24 protein-coding genes are annotated in these 25,551 nt (G+C 72.3%); 11 read left to right on the top strand and 13 right to left on the bottom strand.

What is annotated here, in order from left to right:
* Nucleotides 1-72 precede the first annotated feature (72 nt).
* The 3 genes from ACGF5O_RS37460 to ACGF5O_RS37450 are packed head-to-tail and all read left to right on the top strand — an operon-like array spanning nt 73 to nt 3,029.
* Entirely contained in the window at nt 73-849 is a 777-nt protein-coding gene (locus ACGF5O_RS37460) for an enoyl-CoA hydratase/isomerase family protein (protein ID WP_393814380.1), read from the top strand.
* 21 nt (nt 850-870) lie between these two features.
* A complete protein-coding gene (locus ACGF5O_RS37455) occupies nt 871-2,010 on the top strand; it encodes an acyl-CoA dehydrogenase family protein (protein WP_393814379.1) in 1,140 nt (379 codons plus the stop codon).
* A complete protein-coding gene (locus ACGF5O_RS37450) occupies nt 2,007-3,029 on the top strand; it encodes an LLM class F420-dependent oxidoreductase (RefSeq protein ID WP_393814378.1) in 1,023 nt (340 codons plus the stop codon). Before ACGF5O_RS37455 ends, ACGF5O_RS37450 begins: the two co-directional genes overlap by 4 nt.
* 45 nt (nt 3,030-3,074) lie before the next feature.
* Here the strand turns inward: ACGF5O_RS37450 and ACGF5O_RS37445 are convergent, their stop codons facing one another.
* The 6 genes from ACGF5O_RS37445 to ACGF5O_RS37420 all read right to left on the bottom strand — a co-directional run bounded on the left by ACGF5O_RS37445 (nt 3,075) and on the right by ACGF5O_RS37420 (nt 9,710).
* Complete coding sequence (locus tag ACGF5O_RS37445) at nt 3,075-3,839, bottom strand: FadR/GntR family transcriptional regulator (protein ID WP_393814377.1); 765 nt, start codon at nt 3,837-3,839, stop codon at nt 3,075-3,077.
* A 1-nt stretch (nt 3,840) separates the two neighbouring features.
* Complete coding sequence (locus ACGF5O_RS37440; RefSeq protein ID WP_393814376.1) at nt 3,841-4,245, bottom strand: Zn-ribbon domain-containing OB-fold protein; 405 nt, start codon at nt 4,243-4,245, stop codon at nt 3,841-3,843.
* Nucleotides 4,242-5,399: a thiolase family protein gene (locus ACGF5O_RS37435; protein WP_393814375.1), complete on the bottom strand. Its 1,158-nt coding sequence runs from the start codon at nt 5,397-5,399 to the stop codon at nt 4,242-4,244. Before ACGF5O_RS37435 ends, ACGF5O_RS37440 begins: the two co-directional genes overlap by 4 nt.
* The gene (locus ACGF5O_RS37430; RefSeq protein ID WP_393814374.1) at nt 5,396-6,961 is read right to left on the bottom strand and encodes an AMP-binding protein; all 1,566 of its coding nucleotides are present in this window, start codon (nt 6,959-6,961) and stop codon (nt 5,396-5,398) included. Before ACGF5O_RS37430 ends, ACGF5O_RS37435 begins: the two co-directional genes overlap by 4 nt.
* 25 nt (nt 6,962-6,986) lie before the next feature.
* Nucleotides 6,987-8,477, bottom strand: coding sequence for an aldehyde dehydrogenase family protein (locus tag ACGF5O_RS37425; RefSeq protein WP_393814373.1), 1,491 nt, complete (start codon nt 8,475-8,477; stop codon nt 6,987-6,989).
* Nucleotides 8,478-8,567: 90 nt separating this feature from the next.
* Nucleotides 8,568-9,710 carry an acyl-CoA dehydrogenase family protein gene (locus tag ACGF5O_RS37420; RefSeq protein WP_393814372.1) on the bottom strand — a complete coding sequence of 381 codons (1,143 nt, stop codon included), beginning with the start codon at nt 9,708-9,710 and terminating at the stop codon, nt 8,568-8,570.
* An 86-nt stretch (nt 9,711-9,796) separates the two neighbouring features.
* Between ACGF5O_RS37420 and ACGF5O_RS37415 the strand changes: the two genes are divergently transcribed.
* The 7 genes from ACGF5O_RS37415 to ACGF5O_RS37385 all read left to right on the top strand — a co-directional run bounded on the left by ACGF5O_RS37415 (nt 9,797) and on the right by ACGF5O_RS37385 (nt 17,349).
* Nucleotides 9,797-10,552, top strand: a complete 756-nt coding sequence (locus ACGF5O_RS37415; protein ID WP_393814371.1) for a glucose 1-dehydrogenase — start codon at nt 9,797-9,799, stop codon at nt 10,550-10,552.
* 1 nt (nt 10,553) lies between these two features.
* On the top strand, nt 10,554-11,333 hold the full coding sequence (locus ACGF5O_RS37410; RefSeq protein ID WP_393814370.1) for an enoyl-CoA hydratase/isomerase family protein: 780 nt from the start codon (nt 10,554-10,556) through the stop codon (nt 11,331-11,333).
* Between the two features lie 19 nt (nt 11,334-11,352).
* Nucleotides 11,353-12,519 carry a CaiB/BaiF CoA transferase family protein gene (locus ACGF5O_RS37405; RefSeq protein WP_393814369.1) on the top strand — a complete coding sequence of 389 codons (1,167 nt, stop codon included), beginning with the start codon at nt 11,353-11,355 and terminating at the stop codon, nt 12,517-12,519.
* 3 nt (nt 12,520-12,522) lie between these two features.
* Nucleotides 12,523-13,434, top strand: a complete 912-nt coding sequence (locus tag ACGF5O_RS37400) for an SDR family NAD(P)-dependent oxidoreductase (RefSeq protein ID WP_393814368.1) — start codon at nt 12,523-12,525, stop codon at nt 13,432-13,434.
* Nucleotides 13,431-13,979 carry a DoxX family protein gene (locus tag ACGF5O_RS37395; protein WP_393814367.1) on the top strand — a complete coding sequence of 183 codons (549 nt, stop codon included), beginning with the start codon at nt 13,431-13,433 and terminating at the stop codon, nt 13,977-13,979. The genes ACGF5O_RS37400 and ACGF5O_RS37395 overlap by 4 nt, the downstream gene beginning before the upstream one ends.
* 17 nt (nt 13,980-13,996) lie before the next feature.
* Complete coding sequence (locus ACGF5O_RS37390; protein ID WP_393814366.1) at nt 13,997-15,154, top strand: acyl-CoA dehydrogenase family protein; 1,158 nt, start codon at nt 13,997-13,999, stop codon at nt 15,152-15,154.
* A 143-nt stretch (nt 15,155-15,297) separates the two neighbouring features.
* Entirely contained in the window at nt 15,298-17,349 is a 2,052-nt protein-coding gene (locus ACGF5O_RS37385; protein ID WP_393814365.1) for a protein kinase, read from the top strand.
* 12 nt (nt 17,350-17,361) lie between these two features.
* Here ACGF5O_RS37385 and ACGF5O_RS37380 read toward each other — a convergent pair whose 3' ends face one another.
* From ACGF5O_RS37380 to ACGF5O_RS37350, 7 genes are read right to left on the bottom strand one after another with little or no spacing between them, the layout of a single operon-like run.
* Nucleotides 17,362-18,477, bottom strand: a complete 1,116-nt coding sequence (locus ACGF5O_RS37380) for an acyl-CoA dehydrogenase family protein (protein WP_393814364.1) — start codon at nt 18,475-18,477, stop codon at nt 17,362-17,364.
* Nucleotides 18,474-19,694, bottom strand: a complete 1,221-nt coding sequence (locus ACGF5O_RS37375) for an acyl-CoA dehydrogenase family protein (protein WP_393814363.1) — start codon at nt 19,692-19,694, stop codon at nt 18,474-18,476. The genes ACGF5O_RS37380 and ACGF5O_RS37375 overlap by 4 nt, the downstream gene beginning before the upstream one ends.
* A gap of 12 nt (nt 19,695-19,706) precedes the next feature.
* Entirely contained in the window at nt 19,707-20,855 is a 1,149-nt protein-coding gene (locus tag ACGF5O_RS37370) for a thiolase family protein (RefSeq protein ID WP_393814362.1), read from the bottom strand.
* A complete protein-coding gene (locus ACGF5O_RS37365; RefSeq protein ID WP_393814361.1) occupies nt 20,852-21,292 on the bottom strand; it encodes a Zn-ribbon domain-containing OB-fold protein in 441 nt (146 codons plus the stop codon). The genes ACGF5O_RS37370 and ACGF5O_RS37365 overlap by 4 nt, the downstream gene beginning before the upstream one ends.
* A gap of 1 nt (nt 21,293) precedes the next feature.
* Nucleotides 21,294-22,205 (bottom strand): SDR family oxidoreductase, encoded by a 912-nt coding sequence (locus ACGF5O_RS37360; protein ID WP_393814360.1) that lies wholly within the window; start codon nt 22,203-22,205, stop codon nt 21,294-21,296.
* Between the two features lie 2 nt (nt 22,206-22,207).
* Complete coding sequence (locus tag ACGF5O_RS37355; protein ID WP_393814359.1) at nt 22,208-22,939, bottom strand: hypothetical protein; 732 nt, start codon at nt 22,937-22,939, stop codon at nt 22,208-22,210.
* Nucleotides 22,939-24,261: a phenylacetate--CoA ligase family protein gene (locus ACGF5O_RS37350; protein ID WP_393664178.1), complete on the bottom strand. Its 1,323-nt coding sequence runs from the start codon at nt 24,259-24,261 to the stop codon at nt 22,939-22,941. Before ACGF5O_RS37350 ends, ACGF5O_RS37355 begins: the two co-directional genes overlap by 1 nt.
* Nucleotides 24,262-24,434: 173 nt before the next feature.
* Here ACGF5O_RS37350 and ACGF5O_RS37345 point away from each other — a divergent pair, with 173 nt between their 5' ends.
* Entirely contained in the window at nt 24,435-25,514 is a 1,080-nt protein-coding gene (locus ACGF5O_RS37345) for an amidohydrolase family protein (protein WP_393814358.1), read from the top strand.
* Nucleotides 25,515-25,551 lie beyond the last annotated feature (37 nt).

The following is a 25,551-nucleotide window of genomic DNA, read 5'->3' as shown; positions in this document are numbered from 1 at the left end:
CCGGTTCTCATTAAGCTTAATTAGTTATAGCATTCAGCTCTACTTACTCGTTAGTGATCTGCGGCGGTGGAGATGACGGAGCTGACCGATCTGCTGGTGACGGCCGTCGGGCCGGTCCGGCTGGTGGAGCTGAACCGGCCCGAGCAGCTGAACGCCATGAGCGAGGAGCTGCACACCGGGCTCGCCGGTCTGTGGGACGACCTGGCGGCCGACCCGGAGGCGCGGGCCGTCGTGCTCACCGGGCGCGGGCGGGCGTTCAGCGCCGGGGGCGACTTCGGGATCATGACCCGGGTCCAGCGCGACACCGCCTTCCGCGAGCGGCAGGTCGAGGAGGCCCGCCGGATCATCACCGGCATGATCCGCTGCCCACTGCCGGTGATCGCGGCGGTCAACGGACCGGCTGTGGGCCTCGGTTGCAGCCTGGCCCTGCTGAGCGACCTGGTGCTGGTCGCCGACGACGCCTATCTCGCCGACCCGCACGTCCAGGTGGGGCTGGTGGCGGGCGACGGCGGTGCGTTCGTGCTGCCATCGCTGGTCGGCGCGGTCCGGGCGAAGGAGTTGCTGTTCCTCGGCGAGCGGGTGAGCGCCGAGGACGCGGTCCGCCTCGGCATCGCCAACCGTGCCGTGCCGAAGGACAAGCTCCGGGACGAGGCCATGGACCTGGCCGGGCGGCTGGCCGCGCTGCCCGCGCAGGCGCTGCGGGAGACCAAGCGGGCGGTGAACCGGCATCTGGAGCAGGCGCTGGGCACCGTGATGGAGCCTGCCCTGCTCGCGGAGCGGGACTCCATGCACGCGCCGGACCACATCGCCGCCGTCGAGCGGATCACCGCCGCGCGCGGCCGTCGCTGAACCGGAGAGGAGGGCACGGCCATGGACTTCGCGTTCAGCGCGGAGCAGGAGGAACTGCGCCGCACCGTACGGGCGTTCCTCGCGGACACCTCGCCAGAGTCCGAGGTACGACGCCTGATGGAGACGCCCGAAGGCTTCGACCGGGACCTGTGGCGCCGGATGGGCGGCGAACTCGGGCTGCAGGGGCTGGCCGTTCCCGAGGAGTACGGCGGCGCCGGCTGCGGTCCCGTCGAAGTGGGCGCCGTGCTGGAGGAGATGGGCCGCGCCCTGCTGTGCGCGCCGTACCTGTCCTCAACGGTGCTGGCCACCACCACGCTGCTGCGCTCGGCCGACGAGGACGCCCGCAAGCGGCTGCTGCCGGGCCTGGCCTCGGGCGAACTGGTCGCGACGCTGGCCCTCACCGAGGACTCCGCCCGCTGGGACGCGGCCGGAAACGCGCTCACCGCCCGTAAGAGCGACGGGAGTTGGCGGCTGACCGGGCACAAGACGTTCGTGCTCGACGGCGCCGCGGCCGACATCGTGCTCACCGTCGCTCGAACCGCCGACGACGACATCGGGGTGTTCGTGGTAGACGGCGACACGCCCGGGCTCACCCGGGAAGCCCTGCCCACGACGGACCCGACCCGCCGTCAGGCACGCCTGGACTACCACGAGGTACCGGCCGAGCGGCTGCGCACCCACGGCGACGGCTGGGACCTGGTGGCGGAGGTGCTCGACCGGGCCGCGGTGGCACTGGCCGCCGAGCAGGTCGGGGTGGCCTCCCGCGCGCTCGACATGGCGGTGGAGTACGCCAAGGTGCGGCACCAGTTCGGGCGGCCGATCGGCTCGTTCCAGGCCGTGAAGCACCTGCTGGCCGACGTGCTCATGGAGGTGGAGTCGGCGCGTGCCGCCGCGCACTTCGCGCTGCTCGCGGCCGAGCAGGACGACCCGCGGCTCCCGGCCGTGGCGAGCCTCGCGAAGGCCTTCTGCTCGGACGCCTGTCTGCAGGCGACGGGCCAGAACATCCAGGTGCACGGCGGCATCGGCTTCACCTGGGAACACCCCGCCCACCTGTATCTCAAGCGGGCGAAGACATCACAGCTGCTGTTCGGCGACCCCGCGTACCACCGCGAACTGCTGGCACAGCGCATCGGCATGGACGCGGTCGAAGGAGCGGTATGAAGGTCGACGGCAAGCTCAACGTGTGGAGCACCGCAGAGGTGGTCGAGGAGGCCCGGCATCACGAGAAGAGCGGCTACGACGGGCTGTGGGCGTCCGAGTCCAAGCACGACCCGTTCCTGCCGCTGCTGCTGGCCGCCGAGCACACCGACCGTCTGGAGGTCGGCACGGCCATCGCGGTGGCCTTCGCCCGCTCCCCCATGCAACTCGCCTACACAGCGCACGACGTGCAGAGCTACTCCGGCGGCCGTTTCGTCCTCGGTCTGGGCAGCCAGATCAAACCGCACATCGAGCGGCGCTTCGGCATGCCGTGGAGCCGGCCCGCGGCCCGGATGCGGGAGTACGTGAGCGCGTTGCGCGCCGTCTGGGCGGCCTGGAACGAGGGCGAACGGCTCGACTTCCGGGGTGACTTCTACACGCACACGCTGATGTCCCCGTTCTTCTCTCCCCCGCCCGCCGTCGGTGGTGCGCCGAAGGTGTTCGTGGCAGCCGTCGGCGAGGCGATGACCCGGGTGGCGGGCGAGGTGGCGGACGGGCTGCTCGCGCACGGGTTCACCACCGAGCGCTATCTGCGCGAGGTCACGCTCCCGACCGTGGCGGCGGGGCTCGCGAAGTCGGGCCGTACCCGCGCCGACTTCACCGTCTCCCACCTGCTGCTGACCGCCACCGGCCGGTCGGAGGAGGAGATGGCCCGCGCGGTGGCGGGCACCCGGCAGCAGATCGCCTTCTACGGCAGCACCCCCGCCTACCGCGGGGTCCTCGAACTGCACGGCTGGGGCGGACTCGGCGACGAGCTGCACGCGTTGTCGACGTCCCGGCGCGAGGACAAGTGGGAGGCGATGACCGCCCTCGTCGACGACGAGGTCCTGAACACCTTCGCGGTGGTGACGGAGCCGGACCGGGTGGCGGGTGAGATCCGCAGGCGGTACGGGGCCCTGGTCGACCGGGTGTCCTTCTACACCGCTTACGAGATCGACGCCGAGGTGTGGGAGCCGATCGTGCGGGAGCTGCGCATCCCTTGACGGGGGCGCGCGTTGACGGCGGCGCGCGTCATCCGCCGGAACGGGTCAGCCGAGCAGGTCCAGGACCGTCGTCATGGACCTGCTCTGCAGCAGGTAGTCCTCGGCCTCCTGGAGGTGGACCCGCCACAGTTCCTCCGCGGCCTCGGACCGGTGGGCGGCCACCAGGTCGACGAGTGCGACATGGGCACGGAAGCCGCGGCGGTTGGCGCGGATGTTCTCCGGACTGCCGGCGTCGAGGTCGACGTGGGACCAGTTGGCCTGGTCGATGATGTGCCGGACCATGCCGTTGAGGACGCCGAGCGTCTGGTTGCCGGCGAGTTCGACGACCAGGGCGTGGAACTCCGTGTGGGCGCGGATGAAGGCCGAGGGATCGTCCATGAGCCCCTCGGCCTCGGCGACGGCCGCCCGCAGCCGTGCCAGGTCCTCGTCCGTGCGCCGCTCGGCGAGCAGGCCGGCACACGGTGCCTCGATCACCGTACGGGCGTCGTAGACGTCCTTGAGGGTCGTGCCCCGGTATTCGAGGACCACCCCGGCGTACCGGGCCGCCACCGTGCCCTCCGGGATCTGGACCCGTGCCCCGCCCCGGGCGCCCCGGCGTACGTTGATCAGGGACTCCGACTCCAGCACCCGGAAGGCCTCGCGCAGCGTCGGCCGGGAGACGGCGAACTGCTCCATGAGGGCGGTCTCGGACGGCAGCGACTCGCCTTCGGTCAGCTCACCGCGGACGATCATCCGGCGCAGCCGGGCGGCCACCAGTTCGGCCATCTTGGGCACCCGTACCGGTGTGTGCGCCACTCTGCCCACCTCCACCTCAGTGAGTGTGCTCCGGCACGAAGTACGGCAGGGTGATGTCGTCCGTGAGCGGCCGGAGGTCCACGCGTACGCGCATGCCGATGGCGACGGTGTCCGGGGCGTCGGCGTCGACGTGGGACAGCAGGGTGCCGCCCTCGTCCAGGTCGATCACGGCGAGCGCGAAGGGGGTGTCGAAGCCGGGGCCGGGTGCGCGGTGCACCACGGTCACGGAGTAGACCGTGCCCCGGCCGGCGCTCGGCGCGTACCGCCAGTCCCGGGACAGGCAGCCGGGGCAGGCCGGTTCGGGGGTGAAGAAGCGCAGGCCGCAGGACGGGCAGTGCGGGATCACCAGTTCGCCGCGCCGGGCGGCGGCCCAGAAGGGCTCGGACAGGGCGGTGGGCACGGGCACCGGGCGGCCGGTCATCGCAGCCTCCCCAGGACGCTCATCTCGTAGTGCTGGGCCCCCGAACCGGCGTTGCCGACGACGGCGACCTCTGCGCCGTCGATCTGGTGCACGGCAGTGCCGCGCAACTGCCGGACGGCCTCGACGACTTTGAGGGTCATCTGCTGGGTTCCGTTCCACGCGTAGGCGAGGCACCCGCCGTCCGGGTTGACCGGGTGCTTGCCGCCGAGGGCGATCGCACCGGAGGCGGCCAGCGGGCCGCCCTCGCCCTCGGCGCAGAGGCCGAGGATCTCCAACTGGCGGATGATTTCGAAGGAGTTGGGGTCGTAGAGGGAGAAGACGTCGACGTCGTGCGGCCCTGTGCCGGCCATCCCGTAGGCGCGGGCGGCGGCGTCCCGGCCGAGCTGTCCGGCCTCGCGGTGCAGCGCGGGGTTGGCGTAGGCGGCCTGGTGGTACTCCATTCCGCCGCCGAGGACGGCGACGGGTGGCTGCGGGAGGTCCCGGGCGCGTTCGGCGGTGGTGACCACGAGGGCGGCGCCGCCCTCGCCCACGATGCAGCAGTCCAGGAGGTGGAAGGGCGTGGCGACCATGCGGGAGGCGAGCACGTCGTCGGCGGTGTAGGGGCCGCGCCCGTACATCATCGCCTCCGGGTTGGTGGTGCCGTTGTTGCGGATGGTCGCGGCGACCTCGGCGAGCTGGCGGGAGGTGGTGCCGTACTCGTGCATGTGCCGGGCGGCCACCAGCGCGAACTGGGCGACGACATAGCTGCCCCAGACGTCCGCGAACTCCAGCGGTACCCCGGCGCCGACGGGGCCGGTGCCGCGCGAGACGAGTTTGCAGCCGCCGACCACGACGGTGTCGGCGTATCCGGCGCGGACGGCCGCCGCGGCTTTCAGGAGGCCGCGCGAGCCGGCGTTGTCGAGCATGGAGTCGCTGGTCCAGCGCAGGTCGCGGCCGAGGAGGCGGGCCCAGGAGCTGCCCTCGCCGGGTACGCCGCCGGGGCCGGGCCAGTCGACCTGGGCGCCGTCGACGTCGGCCGGGGTGAGCCCGGCGTCCGCGATGGCTCCGGTGACGGCTTCGAGGGCGAGGTCCATGGCGTCGCGGTGCGGCAGGGACAGCGCCTGTTCGGTGGCGTGGACGCCGACGACGACGGGCCACCGGTCGGTCGCGGTCACCGTCCCGCGCCGAGCTGCTCGCCGCCGGGGTAGCCGCCTCCGCCGAAGCGCCGGTCGAGGGCGTCGTAGTCCTTGGCGTAGTCCTTGGTGCGCGGCAGCGCGTCGACGAACTCCACCGTCTTGGGCTTCTTGTACGAGGCGATCCGTGCCCGGCAGTGCTCGATCAGGTCCTCGGCGGTGACCGGGTCCGCCTCCGGGTGGAGGACGACGACGGCCTTGACGTCTTGGGCCCAGCGTTCGTTGGGGACGCCGATGACGGCCGCCTCCCTGACCGCCGGGTGCGCCTCGACGCAGTTCTCCACCTCGGCCGGGAAGATGTTCTCGGCGGCGGACTTGAGCATCCGGGTCGTGGTGCCGAGGAAGCTGATCGTGCCGTCGGCCTCGCGGCGGCCCAGGTCGGTGGTGTGCCACCAACCGAAGCGGAACCGCTGTTCGTTGGTCTCGGGGCGGTTCCAGTAGCCGAGGTGGACGAGGTCGCCGCGGACGCAGATCTCGCCGACCTCGCACTCCTGGCCGGCCGAGTCGAGGATGCGGACGGCCGTGAAGGGGCCGGGGCGGCCCGCGTTGCCGAGGCCGCTGTCGCCGTACGCGCCGGTCACGGCGAAGCCGGTCACCTCGGTCTGCCCGTAGCCGCGGCCCTCGCCGCCGCCGTTGCGGGTGAAGCGGCTGGTGTCGGTGGGCACGGTGCCCTGCCACAGCGGGGCGGCGACGCTCGCCCGCAGCTGGGACAGGTCGTGGCCGGCCTCGCGGTTCAGCTCGACCAGCCGGGCGATGGTCGGGGGCATCAGGTAGGCGTGGGTGCACCGCTCCGCCGCCAGCAGCGGGAGCAGTTCCTCGGCGACGACGCGGCGCACGATGACGTTCTTGCCGCCGTGCACGAAGGCCGGGATGCCCCAGAACTGGTAGTTGCCGATGTGGAACATCGGTCCTGCGCCGAGGAAGGCGGCCTCCCGGCCGATGTCGCCCATCCAGGCGGCGCTCACGCCCATGGCCAGCAGGTTGCGGTGCGAGAGCATGGAGCCGGACTGGCGTCCGCTGATCGCCGCGGTGTAGATGACCAGGAGCGCGGAGTCGGGGTCGATGTCGGCGGCCGGGTCCTCGGGCGCGCCGGAGGCGAGGAACGACTCGTAGGCGCCGGGTCCTTCGGCGTCGTGCCGCAGCCACAACGCCCGCTGACCGTCGCCGAGTTCGGCCCGTGCCTTGGCGACCGTGTCGCCGATCTCCGCGTCCTGCCAGACGATGACCCGGGGGTCGAAGTCCTCGATGGCGAAGGCCATTTCCGGGGCGGCCCAGCGCCAGTAGCCGGGGCAGACCATGGCGCCGGTCTTGGCGGCGGCGCCGAGCAGCTCCCAGATGCGGAAGGAGTTCTGCCCCAGCCACAGGATCCGGTCGCCGGGTCCGACGCCGGCCTCCGTCAGGGCGTGGGCGAGGCGGTTGGTGCGCTCATCCAGTTGCGGCCAGGTGAGCCGGACTTCGCCGTCGACCAGGGCGACCTGGTCCGGGTAGGACCGTCGGTGCTCGCGGATGAGGTCGCCGAACGTCAGGCGGCGGGCGGAATCCATCTGAAATCGCTCCTGTGAGGTCTCGTCAGACGCGGGCTGTCCCGACGCCCTTGACGTGGATGAACTCGTCGAGTCCGGCCTTGCCGCCCTCGCGTCCGAACCCGCTGATCCCGACCCCGCCGAACGGTGTGGCGGGTGAAGTGATCGGGTTGGGGCCGGGGTTGACGTAGACCGTGCCGGCCTTCAGGCGCGGCACCAGCCGGTTGACCCGCGCGATGTCGCGGGACTGGAGGTAGGCGGACAGGCCGTACTCGGTGTCGTTGGCGAGGGCGACGGCCTCGTCCTCGGTGTCGAAGGGGGTGATGGCCAGGACCGGGCCGAAGACCTCCCGCTGGGCGAGGTCGCTGCGGTTGTCGACGTCGGCGAAGACGGTCGGGGTGACGAAGTAGCCGTCGGAGTCGATGGGTTCGCCGCCGTACACGAGCCTCCCCGCACCTGCTTCGGCCGCCCTGTCGATCACCTGCTGTACGCGGTCGCGGGCGTTCGCGTCGATGAGCGGGCCGATGTACGTCGTCGGGTCGAGCGGGTCGCCGACGGGCAGGTGGGCGACCACCCCGGTGACGCGGGCGACGACCTCGTCGTAGACGGGCCGCTCGACCAGCAGCCGGGTGGGCAGTGCGCAGCCCTGGCCGGTGTTGCTCATGGCGAAGGCCGCGCAGTAGGGCACGACGGTGTCCAGGTCGGTGTCGGCGAAGAGCAGGTTGGCGGACTTGCCGCCCAGCTCGAACACCACCGGTTTGAGGCTCAGGGCCGCGTCCGCCATGATGCGGCGGGCGGTGGCGGGGCCGCCGGTGAAGGAGATCTTGTCGACGCCGGGGTGCCGGACCAGGGCCGCGCCCGCGTCGCCGAGCCCGGTGACGACGTTGATCACCCCGTCGGGGATGCCCGCCTCGCGGGCCAGGTCGGCGAAGAGCAGCGCGGAGAAGGGTGTGGACTCGGCGGGTTTGATCACCACGGTGTTCCCGGCGGCTAGCGACGGGGGCACCTTCATCGCCAGCGACAGCGCGGGCGAGTTCCAGGTGATGATGTGGCCGATGACGCCGTAGGGCTCGGCGAGGGTGTACTCGACGTTCTCGTGCGGGCTGTAGGCCGCGCCGACGATGCCCTCGATCTTGTCGGCCCAGCCGGCGTAGTACTCGGTCCACTCGGCGACGTGCGGTCCGACGTTCTCCGCCCAGCCGCCGACGCAGACGCCGTTCTCCAGCGGGCAGATCGCGGCGAAGTCGGGGATCCGGTCGCGGATCAGACCGGCGAAGCGGGTGAGGAGGAGGCGGCGTTCCGCGGGGCGCATGGTGCCCCACACCTCGAAGGCCTGGCGGGCGGCGGCGACCGCCCGGTCCACCTCGGCCGCGCCCGCGAGCGGGATGTGCGCCTGGACCAGGCCGGTCGCCGGGTTGCGGTGCTCGTGGACACCTCCGCCGGCGTCGGTCACGTCCTTGCCGCCGATGACCAGCCGCGGCTGCGGCAGGTCCCGCTCGGCCCTGTCCTGGTGCAGTTGTACGTCGACCGTGACCACGGGTGCCTCCTCGCGCGCCTCGACAATCGACCTCCACGCGACTAAATAGCTAACCTATTCAGCGAAGACAGTCAATAACGAGGACTCCCATCACAGGCCAAGCGAGCGGCCCACGATCTCCTGCATGATCTCCGAGGTGCCGCCGAACACCCGCTGGACCCGGCTGTCCCGCCAGATGCGGGCGATCTCGTACTCGTTGACGTAGCCGTAGCCGCCGAACAGCTGCATGCAGCGGTCGATGACCTCCCAGCAGGTCTCCGTGGTCCAGTACTTGGCCGCGGCGGCCTCGTCGGCGGTCAGCTCGCCGCGCACCAGCGCCATCGTGCAGCCGTCGACGTAGACCCGGGCGGCGGAGAGCCGGGCCCTGATGTCCGCGAGCGCGAACCGGTTGGCCTGGAACTGCCCGATCGGCCGGCCGAAGGCGGTGCGGTCCTTGGCGTACTCCAGCGTGACCTCGAAGGCACGCTCGGCCGAGGCCAGCGCGGAGACGGCGATGGCGAGCCGCTCGGTGGGAAGGTTGCCCATCATGTGGTAGAAACCGCGCCCCTCCTCCCCGATGAGATTCCCGGCCGGGACCCGGACCTCGTGGAAGAAGAGCTCGGCGGTGTCCTGGGCCTTCATGCCGACCTTGTCCAGCTTGCGGCCCCGCTCGAAGCCCTCCGCGCCGCGCTCGACGACGATCAGACTGATGCCCTTGTGGCCGGCGGCCGGATCGGTCTTGCAGGCGACGACGACCAGGTCGGCCAGGATGCCGTTGGTGATGAAGGTCTTGGAGCCGTCGATCACCCACTCGTCGCCGTCCCGGCGGGCGGTGGTGCGGATGCCCTTCAGGTCGGATCCGGCGGCCGGTTCCGAGAGCGCGAGCGCGCAGATCGTCTCGCCGCTGGTCACGCCGGGGAGCCAACGGGCCTTCTGCTCGGGGGTGGTCAGCCGCATCAGGTAGGGCGGGATGACGTCGTTCTGCAGCCCCAGGCCGATGCCGACCGAGCCGGTGGCCGCCATCTCCTCGGCCATGATGGCGTTGTAGCGGAAGTCCCGGATCCCCTGGCCGCCGTACTCCTCCGGGAACTCCCAGCCGATCAGTCCGGCCTTGCCCGCGGCGGTCCAGGCGGCCCGGCTCACCTGCCCGTCCCGCTCCCACTGCTCGCTGTACGGGACGCATTCCCGCAGGTAGTAGGAGCGGGCCGCGTCCCGGAACTGGTCGTGCTCCTCGGTGAAGATCTCTCGGCGCATCCTCGGCTCCCCATTCAGGCATCTCGCTTATTCAGCTGAAGTAGTTATACGATAGCGCTGATTCGGATCCAGGCCAGGGAGGGCGCGTGAGCGTACGGGAGAAGGTGGCGCTCGTGACCGGGGCGGGCCGCGGCATCGGCGAGGCGGTCGCCGACGCGCTGGCCGCGCACGGAGCCGCAGTCGCCGTCTGCGACGTGGACGCGGAGGCCGCCGCCGAGGTCGCCGCCACCCTCGCCGAACGGCACGGCGTCCGCACCACGGGAGTCGGCGCGGACATCTCCGACGGCGCGGCCGTGCGGACGGCCGTCGAGCGGGTGACCACCGCGCTCGGGCCGGTGGACGTGCTGGTCAACAACGCGGCCGTCGACGTCGTCGGGCGCTTCGTCGACGGCGACGAGGAGACCTGGGACCGGATCATCGCCGTCAACCTGCGCGGCACGATCACGGTGACCCGAGCCGTCCTCGACCCGATGATCGAGCGCGGCGGCGGCCGGATCGTCCACATCGCCTCGGACGCCGGCCGGGTCGGCTCCTCCGGCGAGGTGGTGTACTCCGCCACGAAGGGCGGCGTGATCGCCTTCGGCAAGGCCCTCGCCCGCGAGGTCGCCCGGCACGGCATCACCGTCAACTGCGTCTGCCCCGGCCCCACCGACACCGCGCTGCTCGGCCAGGTCGCCGAGTACAGCCAGAGGATGTACGACGCCACCGTGCGGGCGATCCCGCTGCGCCGGGTCGCCCGCCCTGACGAGATCGCCGGTGTGGTGGCCTTCCTCGCGTCCGACGACGCCGCCTACATGACCGGGCAGACGCTCTCGGTCAGCGGCGGCCTGACGATGGTGTGAGGTGAGCGACGTGCTGCGCGTCGAAGTACGCGACCGGGTGGCCGTGTTCACCCTGGACCGGCCGGAGCGGCTCAACGCCGTCTGCACCGAGACCGTCGGGCTGCTGCGGGACGCACTGGCCCGGGTGCGCGAGGACGACGGCGTACGCGCCCTGGTGCTGACCGGCGCGGGCCGAGCCTTCTCGGCCGGTGCCGACCTGGGCGAGATCGAGTCGTTCACCACCCCCTGGCAGTTCCGGGCCTTCGTGGGGCGGCTGACGGAGACGTACGCGCTGCTGGAGGAGTTCCCCAAGCCGTCGGTGGCGGCGATCCACGGCTTCGCGTTCGGCGGCGGTCTGGAACTCGCGCTCGCCTGCGACCTGCGGGTGGCGGAGCGCGGGGCGCGTCTCGGGCTGCCGGAGATGAAGCTCGGCGTGCTGCCGGGCGCGGGCGGCACCCAGCGGCTGCCGCGACTGCTGCCGTCGGCGATCGCCAAACAGATGATCCTCACCGGCGAACCCATCGACGCCGAACGGGCCCACGCACTCGGCCTGCTCAACGAGCTGGCCGAGCCGGGCGGGGCGCTCAAGGCCGCCGAGGCGCTGGCGGCCCGGCTCGCCGCCGGAGCACCCCTCGCGCTCGCCGCGGGGAAGCGCCTGATCGACCACGGCCTCGGCATGGACCTGACGGCCGCCGTCGCCTTCGAGCAGGAGACCGTCTCGGTGCTGTTCGCCACCGAGGACCGCGCCGAGGGGCTACGGGCCTTCCGCGACCGGCGTCCCGGGGAGTTCCGCGGTGTCTGACCGACCAGGGAGGTGGGCCGTGCGGCCACTGGAGGGCTTTTCCGTCGTCGAGCTCGGCATGTGGGTGGCCGCTCCGGCCGCCGCCACCATGCTGGCGGACTGGGGCGCGGACGTGATCAAGGTGGAGGCACCGACCGGTGACCCCAACCGGTACACGCTGCGCCATGTAGGCCAGGACATCGACAGCGCGCCCCCGTTCGAGACGGACAACCGGGGCAAGCGCAGCGTGGTGCTCGACCTCAGGTCCGAGGACGGCAAGGCCGCCCTTGAGCAACTGCTCGCCCGCGCCGACGTGTTCGTCACCAATCTTCGCCCGGGCGCCCTGGAGCGGCTCGGCCTCGGCCCCGACGAGATCCGCGCGCGCCACCCCCGGCTCGTCGTCGGCACGCTGACGGGGTACGGCTGGACCGGCGCCGAGCGCGACCGGGCCGGGTACGACGTCTCCGCCTTCTGGGCCAGACCCGGCATCGCCGCCATGCTCAACCCGGCCGGCGAGCCTCCGCCGGGCATCCGCCCCGGTCTCGGCGACCGGACCGCCGCCGCCAACCTGGTGGCCGGTGTCCTGGCCGCGTTGCTGCGCCGGGCGCGCACCGGCGAGGGCGGCGTGGTGGACGTGTCGCTGCTGCGCTCCGGGGCGTACGCCAACGGCAACGACCTGGCGCTCCAGAACTTCTTCGGCAAGCGCGGCCGGACCCGGCCCCGCACCGAGCACGAGTCCCCGCTCTACAACTGCTACCGGACCGCCGACGACCGCTGGTTCTGGCTGGTGGGCCTGGAAGGCAACCGCCACTGGCCCGGGGTGGTCAAGGCGCTCGGCCGGGAGGACCTGGCCCAGGACGAGCGGTTCGCCACCGGCAGGGCCCGGCGCGGCCATGTACGTGAGCTGATCGCCGTCTTCGACGAGGAGTTCGCGAAGCGGTCGCTGGCGGAGTGGGCGGAGCGGTTCGACGCCGGGGAGGTGTGGTGGGCCCCCGTGCAGACCCTCGCCGAGGTGGCGGCCGATCCGCAGGCCGAAGCCGTGGGGGCGTTCGTGGAGCAGCCCGGCATGGGGGACGCGCCGCCGCTGCGGACCGTGGCCACGCCGGTCGCCTTCTGGGGCGTGGACGACAAGCCGCGCGCCGGCGCACCGGCGCTGGGCGAGCACACCGACGAAGTACTCGACGAGCTGGGCCGAACAGGGAGGTAGGGCGTGGGCATCCTGGACGACAAGGTCGCCATCGTGACCGGCGGGGGCCGGGGTCTTGGCCGGGCGCACTGTCTGGCGCTCGCCGAGGCCGGGGCCACCGTGGTGGTCAACGACCTCGGCTCCGGCATCCACGGCGAGCGGACCGGCGGCTCCCCCGCCGACGAGGTCGTCGCCGAGATCACCAAGCTCGGCGGCCGGGCCGTCGCCAACCATGCCTCGGTCGCCGACTGGGGGGCGACCGAGGCCATGGTGGCGGACACCGTCGCCGAGTTCGGGCGGCTGGACGTCGTCGTGAACAACGCCGGGATCGTGCGCGACCGCATGCTGTTCTCGATGAGCGAGGCCGAGTTCGACGCGGTCGTCGCGGTGCACCTGAAGGGCACGTTCGCGCTCACCCGGCACGCCTGCGCGCACTGGCGGGAGGCCGCCAAGCGGGGCGAACCGGTCACCGGCCGCGTCATCAACACCACGTCCGGCACGGGCCTGTTCGGCAACCAGGGCCAGTCCAACTACGGCGCCGCGAAGGCGGGCATCGCCGGGCTCACCATCCTCACCGCGCTGGAGATGCGCCGGTACGGCGTCACCGCGAACGCCATCTCGCCCATCGCGGCCACCCGGATGACGGAAGGCCTGGAGGTCGGCACCAACCTCCAGGCCACCGAGGGCTTCGACCCGCGCGACCCGGCCAACGCCTCCGGTGTCGTCGTCTACCTGGCCTCCGACGCCGCGTCCTGGCTGACCGGGCAGGTGCTGCGCATCGAGGGCAACCGGCTCAACCGGCTGGAGGGCTGGACGGTCTCCGGCGTGTACCCGAGCCGCTCAGGCGAGGCCCTCACTCCTGAGGAACTCATCGACGCCGTACCGAAGTTGTACGGCGCCGTGCCCGCCGGCCGGGCCACCGGAGTCGGCCAGTGAAGGCCCAGGACGCCGCCGCCCTGGCCCTGCGCGCGACCCTCGGCCCGATGCTCGTCGCCCACGGCTGGAACAAGGTCGCCGGGCCGGGCGGGCTGAAGGGGACGACGGGCTGGTTCGAGGCCCTCGGGCTGCGGCCCGCCGCCGTGCACGCCCGGATGGCGGCGGGCACGGAGCTGGCCGCGGGGGTGGGTATCACGCTGGGCGTGGCCAACCCGCTGCCCGCCGCGGCGGCCGTCGGCCTGATGACCGTGGCGGCCCGCACCGACCACCGCGGCAAGGGCTTCTTCGTCTTCAAGGGTGGCTGGGAGTACGTCGGCGTGGTGGGCGGCGCGGCCGTGGCACTGGCCGCTCTCGGCAACGGCCGGTACTCGGTGGACGGCCTGAGGGGACGTCAACGCCGCGGCTCCGGGTCCGCGTTGCTCGCCGCGGGGCTGGGCCTGGTGAGCGCGGCGGCACTGCTCGCGTCCTGCTACCGGCCCGACGAGAAGCCGCACGAAATGCCGGACGCGAGGCCGCACGAAATGCCGGACGACACAGACAAGTAGTGAGCGAGGGAGGCGACATGGACGCGGAGGACTTCACCGCGGTGCTGTCGGAGGTCCGGCGGTTCGTCCGGGATCGCGTCGTGCCGCTGGAGGCGGAGATCGACGAGAAGGACGAGATGCCGGCGGAGACAAGGGAGTCGGCGAAGAAGATGGGGCTCTTCGGCTTCGCCCTGCCGGAGGAGTACGGCGGTCTCGGGCTGTCGATGTACGAGGAGGCCCAGCTGATGTTCGAGTTGGGCTACACCACCCCGTCGCTGCGCTCGATGTTCGGCACCAACAACGGCATCGCCGGACACGTCCTGATGGTCGGCGGCACCGAGGAGCAGAAGGCCGAGTGGCTGCCGAAGATCGCCTCCGGCGAGGTGCTGGCCTCCTTCGCCCTCACCGAGCCGGACGCCGGATCGGACCCGTCGACACTGACCACCCGGGCGCACCTGGACGGTGACACGTGGGTGATCAACGGCGCCAAGCGGTACATCACCAACGCCCCGCTCGCCGACGTCTTCATGGTCTTCGCCCGCACCGACCCGCACGCTCCGCGCACCCGGGGCATCTCCACCTTCCTGGTCCCGGCCGGCACCCCGGGCCTGACGGTGGCGCCCCGGGACCACAAGATGGGCCAGTTCGGCGCCTGGACGGCCGACGTGTACTTCGACGACGTCCGGGTGCCGGCCGAGGCCCTCGTCGGCGGCGAGGCCGGACTGAACCGGGGCTTCAGCACGGCGATGGGCTGCATCGCGCACGGACGCGTGCACATCTCGGCCCTGTGTGTCGGCATGGCCGGGCGGCTGGTCGACGAGTCGGTGGAGTACGCCCGTACCCGCAGACAGTCCGGGAAGCCGATCGGCTCCTTCCAGCTCGTCCAGGGGCTGATCGCCGACTCGATGACCGACTACTTCGCCGGTCGCGCCACCGTGCTGGAGGCCGCCCGCGGCTTCGACGCCGGCACGGACACCAAGATCGGCCCGTCCTGCACGAAGTACTTCGCCAGCGAGATGGTGTGGCGGGTCGCCGACCGCGCGGTGCAGATCCACGGCGGCGCGGGCTACATGCGCGGGGTCGCCGTCGAGCGCTTCTACCGGGACGCCCGGCTCTTCCGGATCTACGAGGGCACCAGCCAGATCCAGCAGGTGATCATCGCGCGGGCACTGCTGGGCGACGCGACGCGCGGCTGACGCGACACGAGGTCGACGCGACACGAGGTTGAATCGAACACCAACTCGCCTGTTTTTCAAGGAGTTTGCGATAACCTCCGGGGCACCGACATTCGTCGCGCACGCCTCATCCGTCACGCGGAAATCCGGAACTGAACCTTCCCATGTCTGCTCCACATCTCGACCGGTCGCACGCGCGCGCCTACGCCGCCCTCGGCCTGGAAGCACCGCCCCCGGTCCCGCTCCGCACGGGCGATCCCGTCCGGGTGGGGCCCTACGCCCTCGTGTCGGTCCTCGGCAGCGGCGGGATGGGCCGGGTCTACCTGGGCCGCGACACGCAGGGCGGGCCGGGCCCGGCCGCCGTCAAGGTGATCCGCCCCGAGTACGCGGAGGACCCGAAGTTCCGCAGGCGCTTCGAGCGGGAGGTCGGCGCGCTGGGCCGGGTCCGGGGAGCGCACACCGTACGGCTGATGGGGAGCGGGCACGAGGAGAACCTGCTGTGGGTGGCCACCGAGTACATACCGGGGCCCACCCTGGAGGAGGCCGTCGACGGGCGCGGGCCGCTCGACGCGGCCGCGGGCTGGCGGCTCATGGCGGACCTGGGCCGGGCGGTCGAAGCCATCTGGCGGGCGGGGATCGTGCACCGCGACCTCAAGCCGTCCAACGTGATCCTCGCCGCGGACGGCGCCCGGGTCATCGACTTCGGCATCGCCCTCGCCGCCGACGCCACCTCCATCACCACGACCGGACAGCACGTGGGCACGGTCGCCTTCATGTCCCCGGAGCAGGTGCGGGGCCGCGAGGTGACCGCCGCGTCCGACGTCTTCGCGCTGGCGTCCACGCTGACGTACGCGCTCACCGGTGAGGCGCCGTTCGGCGAGGGCACCGGCGTCGACGTGCTGCACCGGGTGGCCTTCGACCCGCCGCGCGAGGAGCTGCTCGCCAAGGTGGCGGACCTCGATCCGGAACTCGCCGCGTACCTGCGGCAGTGCCTGTACAAGGACCCCGAGTCCCGTCCGGCACCGGACGCGGTGTTCCGGACGGCGATCGGGCACCAGTTGGCGGCGCCCCCGGACGACGGCGGGCGGGGAGCTGCCGTGCCCGCTCCGTCCGGCCTGCCGGGCGCACCCACCAGGCGGCCCGCCGCCTTCGCCCGGCCGTCCGGGCCCGACGCGTCCGGTTCCCCGGCCGTGGCGGCTGCGGGGGAACCCGTCACCGCCCCGTCCGGCACCGGACTCCCCCGCAGCCGCCGGAGCCGTGACATCGTGCTGGCCGCCGCCGTGGCCGCGCTGGTCACCGGAGGCCTCACCATGGCGCTGCTCGACCGGGGCAGCGACTCCCCGGCGTCCGCCGCGCCGCCATCGCCGTCCGTGACGACGTTGTCGGCCAGTCCGCGCGCCGACTCCGGCCTCGAACCGAGTACGGTCTCCGCCACGCCCCGGGCCACGGCGTCCCGCTCCGCCGCCGTATCCGCAACCACCGCCGCCCCGGACTCCGCCGCGGCCGGGACGCACGACCCCAGGACTCTCGACATCCGCTCCGCCGCCTGCCGGACACCTCTAGCCCCAGGAGCGCACGGGGACTGCGTCGCCGCCCTCCAGTACCTCCTCGGCGGATACGGCTACCTGGTGCCGGTCGACGGCGACTTCGAGGCCCGTACCCTCGCCGCCCTGAAGGTCTTCCAGACGTCGGCCGGCCTCACGGCCGACGGCAGGGTCGGCTCGGAGACCGAGGAGATGCTGTACAGCAGGCCGCGCGGCGCCGTGCGCAGCGGCACGCTGACGGTGACCGAGACCGTCAACGGCGTCGCGACCGCGCGCTGCCTGGACGCCGACACCGGTACGGCGACCCTGAAGCAGCAGACCGTACAGATCTGGGAGTGCACCGGCGCGCCCCACCAGAAGTGGGCGCTGTACCCGCTGCCGGGCCGGGACGCGCAGTACGTCGCCGTCAACCGGAGCACACACCGCTGCCTGGAGGCGGATGCCGCCGGTGTCGGCCAGAACGGCCACGGCATCCACGCCACCGCCTGCGACGGGCTCGCCGTTCAGCGGTGGAGCCTGGGCAGCTCCGGGGTCCCCGGCGCCCAGGCCCTGGTGAGTGTGCCGGACGGCTTCTGTCTGGACGCGGAGGCCGACACCTCGGGCCAGGACGGCCAGCGCGTCCAGGCCTGGAGCTGCGCCGGCAACGGCAACCAGGCCTGGCACTGGGGCTGACGGCCTGCCGGTTCAGATCCCCAGCCGGTCAAGGAGCCGCTCGTGGTACACCGCCGGTCCCCCGAAGAGCAGTTGCGAGGACTTGGCCCGCCGGAAGTACAGGTGGGCGGGGTGCTCCCAGGTGAAGCCGATGCCGCCGTGCACCTGGATGTTCTCCATGGCCACGCTCAGGTACGCCCGTGAGCAGCAGGCATGGGCGACGGCCGCGGCCACCGGGAAGTCCGCGGCGCCCTCGGCGGCCAGCAGCGCGGCCTCCCGTGCGGCCGCCTCCGCGAGTTCCACCTGGACGAGCATGTCGGCGCACTTGTGCTTGACCGCCTGGAAGGAGCCGATCGGCCGGCCGAACTGCTGCCGGGTACGGGCGTACTCCGTGCTCGTCTCCAGGCACCGGCGCGCTCCACCGGCCTGCTCGGCGGCGAGCGCGACCGTGGCAATGTCGAGCACATCGGCCATGAGGCGCCCGCCGGCTCCCTGCACGCCGACGAGTGTCGCGGGCACGGCGTCCAGGGTCAGCCGGGCCATCGCCCGGGTGGCGTCCAGGGTCTCCATCGGCGCGGCCATCACGCCGACGGCCGCGCGGTCCACGGCGAAGAGGGAGGGTCCGGCGACCGTGCGGGCCACGACCAGGAGCAGGTCCGCCGTCGTACCGTCGACGACGAAGCACTTGCGGCCGGTCAGCCGCCATCCGCCGTCCCCGTCCGGTACGGCGCGGGTGGAGATGAGGACGGGGTCCCAGGAGCCGTGGTCCTCGGCGACGGCGAGGGTGGCCGTCGTGGTCCCGCCGGCGATACCGGGCAGGTGGCGGGCGCAGGCCTCCTGGTCGCCCGAGGCCAGCAGGGCCTGGGCGGCCAGCACGACGGTGGCGAAGAACGGCGCGCAGAACAGGGCGCGGCCCATCTCCTCCAGGACGACGCCGAGTTCGACCGGTCCGAAGCCGTCGCCGCCGTACTCCTCGGGGACGGCGAGCGCGGGCAGCCGCAGCTGGTCGGTGGCCTGGGCCCACACGTCGGGGTCGAAGCGCGGCTCGCTCTCCATGAGCTTGCGTACGGCGTCCTCTGGTGATTTGGCGTCGAGGAACTCCCGTACGGCGGACCGCAGTTCGCTGAGTTCCCGGTCGTCGGCGGTCATGCGCGCGCCTCCTTGGGCAGGCCGAGGACGCGTTCGGCGAGGATGTTCTTCATGATCTCCTCGGTGCCGCCGAGGATGCGGAGGGCCGGGGTGGCGAGGAGCAGTTCGGTCCAGGAGTACGTGCCCCACTGGCCGGTGTCCGCGATCGCGCGCGGTCCGAGCACGTCGGCGACGAAGTGGGCGGCCCGGGTGAGGTTCTGACCGTACATCAGCTTGGACACGGACATCTCGGGGCCGGGTGTCACCCCGGCGCGGAGCCTGCGCAGGGCCCGGTTGTTGAGGTGCTGGGTGGCCATGGCGTCCACGAGGAGTTCGGCGAGCCGGCCGCGCAGGGCGCGGTCGTCCCAGGTCCAGGTGGCCCGCATGAGCGCCGAGAGCCGCTCCGGGGAGAGTGCGGCGGCGACCGGGCCCGCGCCCTCACTGCCGACGGTGGCGCGCTCGTTCATGAGGGTGGTCAGGGCGACGGTCCAACCGCCGTCGACCTCGCCGAGGCGGTGGTCGTCGGGGACGCGGACGCCGGTGAGGAAGACCTCGTTGAAGTCGGCGCCGCCGGTCATCTGGCGCAGGGGGCGGACCTCGACGCCCGGGGCGTCCATCGGGACCAGGAAAGCGGTGATGCCCTTGTGTTTCGGGGCGTCCGGGTTGGTCCGGGTGAGGGCAAGACCGATGCTGCTGTGCTGGGCGACGGACGTCCACACCTTCTGCCCGTTGAGCACCCACTCGTCGCCCTCGCGGACCGCCCTGGTGGCAATGCTCGCCAGGTCGGAGCCCGCGCCGGGCTCGCTGAACAGCTGGCAGGCGATGGCGTCGCCCCGGTACATCGCGGGCAGCCAGTGTTCCTTGATGGGGGGCCGGGCGTGGGCCAGGATCGTCGGGCCGATCATGCCGAGGCCGATGACACTGAGCACGCCGGTGTCGGGGACGGTGTACTCGGCCTCGATGGTGTCGTAGAGCAGGTCGTGGACGGGGGTCAGGCCCCGGCCGCCGTACTCGGGCGGGCCGGTGATCCAGCCGAGGCCGTGCTCGTGGCGGACGCGCTGCCAGGCCCTGGCCCGGTCCACCTCCTCCCGCTCCTCCTCGGGCGGCAGGCTGCTGAAGTAGGCCATCGAGTCGTCGCCCTCGCCCCAGGTGAAGGCGGTGCGGTCGGGGGCCTTCGTCGCGTGCGCGTCCAGGAAGCCACGCACCTCGGCGGCGAAGTCCTGCATTTCTTGGTCCATGGGGGGCTCCGGTCAGGTGGACAGGATCGTCACCGCCGACACGCCCGGCGCGCCGTACAGGTGGGTGTAGCCGACTCGGGGGGTGCCGGGGATCTGCCGGGATCCGGCGGTGCCGCGCAGTTGGCGGACGATCTCGTGGATCTGGCGCAGTCCGGACGCGCCGATGGGTTCGCCGTTGCCGAGCAGGCCGCCGTCGGTGTTGACCGGCAGCCGCCCGCCGATCTCGGTGGCGCCCTCGGCGATCAGGCGTTCCTGCTCGCCGTCCTTGCAGAGCCCGTTCTCGGCCATGTGGATGATCTCCGACCCGGCGTCGGTGTCCTGGAGCTGGGCGACGTCGACGTCCTCCGGGCCGATGCCCGCGCGTTCGTACGCCTCCCGGGAGGCGTCCACCGTCGGGCTCTGGACGATGTCCCCGACCGGGAAGGACGGGCTCTGCACCTCGAAGGCGCCGAGCCGGCGGCTGCGCAGGGCGGTGGCGCGGATCCGTACCGGCGCCGAGGTGTACTTGTGGGCCTGGTCGGCGCGGCACAGCACGACGGCCGCCGCACCCTCGTCCGGGCCGCAGTACATGTACTGCCGGAGCGGGTGGTTGAGCACCGGCGAGGCGAGGATCTCCTCCTCGGAGAGGGGGGTGCGGCGCCAGGCCTTGTCGTTGCCGGCGGCGTTGCGGAAGTTCTTCGCGGCCACCCGGGCGAGCGTGCGCTCGCCGATGCCGTGGTCGTGCATGTAGCGGTTGATCTTCATACCGAAGAAGTGGGTGGTGAGGAAGAGCCCTGTCTGCCCGTACCAGGCGGGGATGCCGGCCACGGACGGGTCGGCGGCGAATGCCCCGCGCGGGTGCTTGTCCATGCCGATGGCGATGGTCAGGTCGTGTTCGCCGGTCTCGATGGCCCGCGCGGCCAGTGCCACCGCCGTACCGGCCGTGGCGCAGCCGTTGAACACCCCGCGCAGGGGTACCCCGGTCAGGCCGAGGCGGGCCACGATGGCATCGGGGTTGGCCACTTCGTAGCTGCCGATGTAGCCGCCCTGGATCTGCGGCCAGGTCACGCCCGCGTCGGCGAGCGCGAGCCGGACCGCGTCCGCGCCCATGTCCATGGCGGGCTTCCCGGGGAACCTGCCGAACGGGTGGAGCCCCACCCCGATGACGACGGCCTCGGTCATGACGACTCCTCCTCGTCCGGGGCGAACGCGAACGTGACGACCTCGGTGCCGTCCTCGCGCACGGTGTACGGCACGAGGGTCAGCCGCATGGCCCGGCCGATCCTGAGCCGCGCCGGGTCGGGTTCGGTGAGCCGGGCCTCGACGAGCAGTTCGCCGGGCAGTTCGACGTATCCGACGGTGTACGGCTCGAAGTCCTCGGGTCCGTCGTACGGCGGGGACGGCGGCCGGAAGTTCTGGGTGGTGTACGTCCACAGGGTGCCGCGGTCGGCGAGGAGCCGTTCCCTCGTGTCGGTGCCGGCGCAGCGCACGCAGTCCGGGGTGGCGGGGAAGCTCACCAGCCCGCAGGAGGAGCACTCGGATCCGATCAGGCGTGGCGTGTTGCCCGCCGTGAACAGGCTTTCGGCGACCGGGACCTGCCGGGCCGTCATGTCGGGCATGTCAGGCGCCCTTCCGGTTGCCGAGCGCGTCCGCGTTGGGGGCCGCCTTGGCCACCAGGTTGGGGACGACGGAGGTCAACTCGTCCTGGGTCCAGCGGGATTCGGCGCTCGCCGTGGGCCCGCCGACCCAGCCCTCCAGGACCGTGACGCGGTTGCCGACGACGCCGAAGACGCGGCCGGTCACCTCACGGGAGGCGGCGGAGCCGAGCCACACCACCAGCGGGGAGATGGCCTCCGGGGTGAGGTCCTGGCTCGTCGCGGCCTCCCGCATCATCTCGATGTCCTCGGTCAGCCGGGTGAGCGCGGTCGGCGCGATGGCGTTCACCGTCACGCCGTAGCGGGCGAGTTCGGCCGCCGCGATGACGGTCAGGCCGGCGATGCCCGCCTTGGCCGAGCCGTAGTTGGACTGGCCGGGGTTGCCGAAGACGCCGGAGGGGGACGTCGTGTTGATCACGCGGGCGTCGTTGCTCCGGCCGGCCTTGGCACGCTCGCGCCAGTGGGCGGCGGCGTGGTGCAGGGTGGCGAAGCTGCCCTTGAGGTGGACGGCGATCACGCTGTCCCAGTCCCGTTCGGTCATCGACACGATCATCCGGTCGCGGAGGATCCCCGCGTTGTTGACCAGCACGTCCAGGCCGCCGTAGGTGTCGACGGCCTGCCGGACGAGGCGGCCGGCTCCCGCCCAGGACGCGATGTCGTCCGTACTGGCGACCGCCTCGCCGCCGGCGGCGAGGATCTCGTCCACCACGGCCTGCGCGGGACCCGCCGAGGAGCCCGCCCCGTCCGGTCCGCCGCCGAGGTCGTTGACCACGACCTTGGCTCCCTGCGCGGCGAAGGCCAGGGCGTGCGCCCGGCCGATGCCGTTCCCTGCGCCGGTGACGACCACCACCCGGCCGTCGACCACTGCTTCGGACATCCTCAACTCCTCGGTGACGAAGACGAATCGGCCTCGGCGAGCAGCACCCTCGGGTCCTCGCTGCCGCATGCGCAACGGCCGCCTGCCACCCGGCCCCGGATGCCGAGCGGGGTCTCGGCCAGCGGCGAGGTACGCAACTCCCCCGCGGCCACGTGCAGTTCCCCGTCCCGCTCGCCGACACGCCACTCGGCGGCGTTGACGTGCGCGCCGCCGCGCTCGGGGCACTCCAGGGCGAGGGCCGGTCCGACGGCGGCCAGCACGCACGCGGGCACCCCCGCGCGGCGCAGTACCGGTACGGCGGCTGGGCGGGCCAGCACGATCCGCGTCGGGCGGAACATCTCGCCGAGGTCGGCGGTGCCGGACAGTCCTTCCAGCGTCTCCGCGGACAGGCCGATCACCGCGTCGGGGCGGAGTTCACGGTGGAAGACCGTGGTGCGGCGGTGGTCCCAGCCCATCGCCTCGGCGATGCCGTAGGTCACCCGCAGGGTGCACAGGGCGCCGATCACCGCCTGCCCCCAGAAGCCCTCGAAGCCCGAAGCGGTCAGCAGGGCCCGTTGCCCGGGCGCCAGTCCGTGCCCGCGCAGCCGCTCGGTGGCCCAGGCCGTGTCCCGGGCGAGTTCCGCCCAGGTGAGTCCGGTCTCCCGGACGCCGGCGGGGGTGGGGAAGCGGACGAGGTAGGCGAGTTCGGGCCGCTCCAGCTCTTGGGCGTGGGCGAGGGTGTCGGCGCGGGCCATCAGTTCTTCACCACCCGGGGGAACTTGGCGACGCTGGTCATGGTCTGGAGCAACTCCTCTTCGGTGCGCAGGTCGAGCACCGGTTTGACCCCGGTCCGCTCCCGGACGGCCTCGATCAGCCGCCCGGCCAGCGCGTCGGGATCGCCGGTGAGGTGGGGGTCGTAGCCGACCCGGAGCCGCAGCTCGTCGACCTCGCGGCCCTGCCGGACGATCTGGAACACTCCGGCGACCGTCTCCGGCTGGTCCTCCACCGCCTGCCAGATGTCCCGCAGCACGACCGCCCGGCCGCGCACCACGGTCTCGTCGCCGCGCCGGCCGGCCACCCACATCCGGGCGTGCGTGCGCCCGCAGCCGCAGGTGTCGCGGGCGAGGCGGACCAGGTCCTCGCTGCGGTAGCGGATCAGGGGCGCGGCGCGGTTGTCGAGGTCGGTGGCGACGAGTTCGCCGAGGTCGCCCTCGGCGGCGTCGTGCCAGCCGTCCTCCGTGACCTCGACGCACTCGGGGAAGACGGTGTCCTCCCACAGATGGAAGCCGTCGTGCTCACGGCACTCCCAGGCCGTGCCGGTGTCGGCGGCGCTGGTGTACTCGTAGACGTCGATGCCCCAGTCGTCGCGGATCCGGGCGCGCATCCTGCGGCTGAGCGGCTGGCCGGCGCAGGAGGCGCCCTTGAGGGACGAGAACGCCTCCCGCAGGTCCGTGCTCTCGGCCAGCCGTTCCAACTCCACCATCTGCGGATACATCATCTGGAGGTAGGCGGGCCGGTAGGTGCGCAGGGCGTCGACGACTTCCTGCATCTTCCCCATCCAGGTGTCGACCTCGATGACCACGGCGCCCAGTGCCTGGTAGCCGGCGTCCATCAGGTTGCGGAAGGTGCCGGGCGGGCTGAGCACCCGGTCCCCGGGCCGGAGTCCGAGCTCCCACAGGTCCCGCACCTGTGCGGTGACCAGGGGCGGGGCGCCCTGCCAGATCTCGGCGAAGAACTCCGGGTCGCCGGTGGTGCCCGAGCTGGAGGAGACGGAGGTCAGTTCCTCGACGGGGACGCAGAGCAACCCACCGAAGGGGTCGCCGGTGCGGGCCCGGTGGGCGCGGACCATGTCCTTGGTGATGAACGGCACCCGGTCCCGGAAGTCCTCCAGGCAGCGGATGTCGCGGGGGTGCACCCCGTGTCCGTCCCACAGTTCGCGGTAGAAGGCGGATCGGCCGTAGGCGTACTCGACGAGCTCCAGGACCTGTTCCTCCTGCCGCGCCTCCAGGCGGTCGCGCGGCATGGTCTCCACCAGCGGCTCGAAGTACCTGTCAGCGGTGTCCCGATCACCGGCCATGGCGCCTCCTCGCGGCTCAGCTGCCCAGATCTTCCAGCTATCAGCGCAATCAGTCAACCAATTCGACTGATTAAGCGATCGAGCTGGATCTCGACCCCGTTCACGTCTTCCCTCCACACACTCACCCACCTAAAATAGCTAACTGATTGCATCCATTCAGTCGAAGGAGCGCCATGACCAAGCTCTGGGTCAACTCAGGGGACTCCCATGTGATGGAACCCGCCGACCTGTGGACCGAGGCGCTGCCGCCCCGGCTGGCCGCCCGGGCACCGCGCAGTGAGCGCGGCGAGAAGTACGAGGTGCTCTACATCGACGACCAGCGCGTCGACCGCCAGCTCGGCGACTTCATGGACGCCATGCGGCCGCCGGGCGCCTGGGACCTCAAGGTCCGGCTGAAGGACCTCGACCAGGAGGGCGTGTGGGGCCAGCTGGCCTTCCCCTCCATGGGGTTCTGGCTGGTCTCCATCACCGACCGCGAGCTCGCCCGGGAGACCGTGCGCGCCTGGAACGACTGGGCCTACGACGAGGTCCTGTGCAGGAACAAGCGCGTCATCACCCCCGCCTGCGTCTCGACCGCCGACATCGAGGACGCGGTCAAGGAGGTCGAGCGGGTGGCCGAACTCGGCTTCCAGGCGGTGTTCCTGCCCTGCTCGACCCGGCCCGGCGAGGAGTACGCGCTCGACCGCTGGGAGCCGCTGTGGACGGCGGTGGAGCGGGCCGGTCTGGTGCTCGGCTTCCACATCGGCACCGGCGCCGAGACCGTCGTCTTCCGCGGTCCGGGCGGCGCGGTGGTCAACTACATGGAGACCACCTATCCGGGCATGCGGGTGATCTCCCACATGGTCGCGGGCGGCGCCCTGGACCGGCACCCGAACCTGCGGATGCTCATCGCGGAAGGCGGCGCGGGCTGGGTGCCGGCCATCGGCGACCGCATGGACGAGGCCTACCGCCAGCACGGCATGTTCGTCCGTCCGAAGCTCAGCCGGCTGCCCAGCGAGATCATCAGGCAGCAGGTGTACGCCTCCTTCCAGCACGACAAGAGCTCGGTGGAGATCGTCGAGTCCACCGGCTACCGGAACGTGATGTGGGGCGACGACTACCCCCACCTGGAGGGCACCTACGGCCACACCCAGTCCACGCTGCACGAGCTGTTCGCCGGGGTGCCGGACGACATCCGCGACCGGGTCACCCGCGGCACCTTCAACGAGCTGTTCCGCCTGCCGGAGCAGACTCCCCAGGAGGCGGCCGTCTGAGCGGCACCACCCCGGAGTCCGCTCCCCCTTACCCCGA

It is taken from the genome of Streptomyces sp. NPDC048291, from assembly GCF_043201715.1.
Taxonomy (GTDB): Bacteria; Actinomycetota; Actinomycetes; order Streptomycetales; family Streptomycetaceae; genus Streptomyces.
The sequence above is the reverse complement of the archived record's forward strand: the minus strand, read 5'-3'. Positions and strand labels throughout refer to the sequence as shown.

Coding starts and splice junctions, on each gene's coding strand:
- ACGF5O_RS37375 (WP_393814363.1), bottom strand. CDS start 19,694: ATGGACCAAGAAATGCAGGACTTCGCCGCCGAGGTGCGTGGCTTCCTG.
- ACGF5O_RS37420 (WP_393814372.1), bottom strand. CDS start 9,710: ATGCGCCGAGAGATCTTCACCGAGGAGCACGACCAGTTCCGGGACGCG.
- ACGF5O_RS37380 (WP_393814364.1), bottom strand. CDS start 18,477: ATGACCGCCGACGACCGGGAACTCAGCGAACTGCGGTCCGCCGTACGG.
- ACGF5O_RS37360 (WP_393814360.1), bottom strand. CDS start 22,205: ATGTCCGAAGCAGTGGTCGACGGCCGGGTGGTGGTCGTCACCGGCGCA.
- ACGF5O_RS37370 (WP_393814362.1), bottom strand. CDS start 20,855: ATGACCGAGGCCGTCGTCATCGGGGTGGGGCTCCACCCGTTCGGCAGG.
- ACGF5O_RS37385 (WP_393814365.1), top strand. CDS start 15,298: ATGTCTGCTCCACATCTCGACCGGTCGCACGCGCGCGCCTACGCCGCC.
- ACGF5O_RS37460 (WP_393814380.1), top strand. CDS start 73: ATGACGGAGCTGACCGATCTGCTGGTGACGGCCGTCGGGCCGGTCCGG.
- ACGF5O_RS37455 (WP_393814379.1), top strand. CDS start 871: ATGGACTTCGCGTTCAGCGCGGAGCAGGAGGAACTGCGCCGCACCGTA.
- ACGF5O_RS37345 (WP_393814358.1), top strand. CDS start 24,435: ATGACCAAGCTCTGGGTCAACTCAGGGGACTCCCATGTGATGGAACCC.
- ACGF5O_RS37365 (WP_393814361.1), bottom strand. CDS start 21,292: ATGCCCGACATGACGGCCCGGCAGGTCCCGGTCGCCGAAAGCCTGTTC.
- ACGF5O_RS37430 (WP_393814374.1), bottom strand. CDS start 6,961: ATGGATTCCGCCCGCCGCCTGACGTTCGGCGACCTCATCCGCGAGCAC.
- ACGF5O_RS37355 (WP_393814359.1), bottom strand. CDS start 22,939: ATGGCCCGCGCCGACACCCTCGCCCACGCCCAAGAGCTGGAGCGGCCC.
- ACGF5O_RS37350 (WP_393664178.1), bottom strand. CDS start 24,261: ATGGCCGGTGATCGGGACACCGCTGACAGGTACTTCGAGCCGCTGGTG.
- ACGF5O_RS37390 (WP_393814366.1), top strand. CDS start 13,997: ATGGACGCGGAGGACTTCACCGCGGTGCTGTCGGAGGTCCGGCGGTTC.
- ACGF5O_RS37440 (WP_393814376.1), bottom strand. CDS start 4,245: ATGACCGGCCGCCCGGTGCCCGTGCCCACCGCCCTGTCCGAGCCCTTC.
- ACGF5O_RS37450 (WP_393814378.1), top strand. CDS start 2,007: ATGAAGGTCGACGGCAAGCTCAACGTGTGGAGCACCGCAGAGGTGGTC.